This window comes from Streptomyces sp. P5F9 (assembly GCF_057961495.1).
In genome coordinates, this window is sequence record NZ_JBXVPZ010000735.1 from 1 (window position 1) to 3,066 (window position 3,066).

Annotated in this window: 2 protein-coding genes; one reads left to right on the forward strand and one right to left on the reverse strand. The window is 68.0% G+C overall.

From position 1 onward, the window contains the following. The coding region (locus AC31A1_RS49255) for a SidA/IucD/PvdA family monooxygenase (protein ID WP_489659569.1) at window positions 1–1,043 on the forward strand (1,043 nt) is incomplete at its 5' end. A gap of 60 nt (window positions 1,044–1,103) precedes the next feature. On the opposite strand, the gene AC31A1_RS49260 is transcribed toward AC31A1_RS49255, so the two are convergent. Beyond that, complete coding sequence (locus AC31A1_RS49260) at window positions 1,104–2,906, reverse strand: bifunctional metallophosphatase/5'-nucleotidase (RefSeq protein WP_489659570.1); 1,803 nt, start codon at window positions 2,904–2,906, stop codon at window positions 1,104–1,106. Window positions 2,907–3,066 lie beyond the last annotated feature (160 nt).

A 3,066-nucleotide genomic window follows, 5' to 3' on the forward strand; every position in this document is an offset into this window, starting at 1 on the left:
GTGCCGACGCCGAGGACGATGTTCTTGGTGTACGTCCGCCCGAGCGCTTCGGCCTCGCCGTCGCTGTCGAGCTGGGTGAAGTCGACCTCGAACACGTCGCGTTCGGGATTCCAGCGGACGGCGTCGGCACCGCCCCCTACGTCCCCGACCCGCTCAAGCCCCTCGTCGAAGCACCCGGCGTCCCCGTCATCCACGCCGCCGACTACCTCGCCCACCGCGAAACGTTTCTCGCCGCCGACCACATCACCGTCATCGGCTCAGGACAGACCGGCGCCGAGGTCTTCCTCGACCTGCTCCGCAACCGGCCCGCGGGACACGAGAAACTCCACTGGATCGGCCGCAGCGAGGCGTTCGCCCCCATGGAGTACTCCAAGCTCGGCCTGGAGCACTTCACCCCCGACTACACCCGCTACTTCCACGCCCTCGCCGAACCCGTCCGCGACCGCCTCGTCACCGCACAGTGGCAACTCCACAGGGGCATCGACGCCGACACCATCGCCGCCATCCACGACGAGCTCTACCGCCGCACCCTGCACGGCGGTTGGCCCGACGCCGTCCTCACCCCCGGCGTCCGCGTCCGCACCGCCGGCCGGATCGCGACCACCAAGGTCGAACTCCACCTGGAACACCTCCAGCAGAACACCCGCTCCCGCCTCACCACCGACGCCGTCGTCCTCGCCACCGGCTACCGCGAACGCCCCCTGGGCCGCATCCTCGCCGGACTCGACCCCTACCTGCGCCGCGACAGCGCCGAACGCCCGCGCATCGACGACCAGTTCAGGCTCGTCCTCGACCCCTCCGTCACCGGCTCCGGCTGCCAGGTCTACGTCCAGAACGCCGAACTCCACACCCACGGCGTCGGCGCCCCCGACCTCGGCCTCGCCGCCTGGCGCAGCGCCACCATCCTCAACTCCCTCACCGGCAAAGAGCCTTACCCCCTCCCCGGCCGAACGGCCTTCACCACCTTCGGCCTCGACCCCCAGTCCCAGATCCCGCCGGCCCGCCAGGCCACCCGCACCCTCACCCCCCTCGTGGAACGCTGAGAAGGGGCCCGGCGGCGACCAGAGCCGCCGGGCCCCCAGAAGACGAGCTCAGGAACCGGCTCAGAAAACCGGCGTCCCGTTCCGCGTCAACTTCCAGTCCACCGAGGCGAAGTCCGCCGGATCCAGCACACCCTTCGCGGTCACCCACTCCGCGATCCGCGTCCGGATCTCCGTCGACTCCGCCCACACCTCCGTCGCCGACGCCACATGCGGGAACGCACCGCCGCCGTTCGCCCGGTAGTTGTTCACCGCCAGCACGAACTGCTGCGCGTCGTCCAGCGCCGCACCGTTGTAGGTGAGGTTCCTGATCCGCGAACCCGCCGCCTGCGCGATGTCGATGTCGTACGAGAACCCCGACACGTAGTCGTAGTTGTAGTCCGGACGGCCACCCGCGTTCGTCAACTTCTCCGTGTCGACAGCCGCGTCGGCGGCCGTCTGCACGAAGTACTCCGCCGAGTACTCCAGATACGCCCGCACCTGAGCACCCGTCAGCAGCTTCGCGACCAGCGTGTTGTCGTACACGTACAGACCCGACAGATCCCGGATCGTCACCTCGCCCGCCGGAATCTCCGACGTCCGCGAGAACGGCGACGCCTGCGCGATCACCGGCAGCGACGCGTACGCCGTCCCGACCAACGCGGCCTTCACCACGTCCTCCTGGACCTTGGTGATCAGATCGATGATCGGCGCGTCCTTGTACCGCGCGTCCACCGTCGTCAGCGTCGCCGTCGCCGTACCGACCACCTGGTTGACGTACTCCACGACCAGCGCGTGCTCGTCCTTCAGCAACCGCGTGATCTTCGGATCGTCCGCGACCGTCTTCGCGTCCCGCAGCGACGCCCCCACCGACTCGACGGACCAACGCCCCTTCTCGAAGACCAACTCGAAGTCGAACACGCTCAACCGCTCGGCGTAGCACAGCGGTTCCGACAGCACGACCGTCTTGCCCGTCGCCGTGTTCGTGACCTTCAACTCCGGGATCTCCACGTGCGCGTGGCCCACGAGAATCGCGTCGATCCCCGGCACCTGCTGCGCGACGAGCGCCGCCGAGTTCTCCACATACGGCAGCTGGTCACCGTACGACGACGTCCCCGACGACCCGGAGTGCGCCGACACGACGACGACATCCGCCCCCATCGACCGCAGCTTCGGCACCCACTTCGCCGCCTGCTCCTCAAGACCCGGGAACGTCAACTTCCCCTGCACATACGCCTTGTCCCAGATCGCGATACCCGGGTTGGTGAGCCCGAGGACCGCCACCTTCACCGGCGGCGCACCCGGCACCTGGAACTTCTTGATGAAGTACGGCGGGAACGCCGGCTTCAGCGTCTTCGCGTCCAGCGCGTTCGCCCCGAGCAGCGGGAAACGGCACTGGTCCTCGAACTTCCGCAGCGTCTCGATGCCGTAGTTGAACTCGTGGTTGCCCAGCGCCGCCGCGTCGTACCCGATCGCGTTCATCGCCTGCGCCATCGGATGCACCGGCCCGCCCTTGGCGGTGATCGGGTCCACCTTCGCGAAGTAGTACGTCAGCGGAGTGCCCTGGATCGTGTCGCCCGCGTCCAGCAGCAGCGTGTTCCGCCGCCCCTTCTCCTGCCGAATCTGGTTCACCAGGGTCGACACCCGCGCCAGACCCATCGCGTTGCCCTTGGCGTCCGCGTACTCCGCGTCCTTGAAGTAGTCCCAGTTGAAGACATGCCCGTGCAGATCCGTCGTGCCCATGACGGTCAGCGAATACCGCTTCGGGTGCCTGCCCGGCTTCTTCTCCGAGGCCTGCGCCGCCGGAGCCGCCGCCGCACCGGCCAGCGCCACCCCCGCGCCCGTCACAGCGGACTTCTTCAGGAACTTCCGGCGGTTCAAGGGCATGTCTGGATCTCCTCGGGAAACGGTCAACAACGCGCGTAGATTCTTACTCGCTTCTTACCGACCGCGACAGGTCCCGCAGGTTTCGATCTGATGACCACCAGACGCCACACCTGACAGAGTGGGACGTATGACCACCCCCACCCCGGACGACCAACAACCC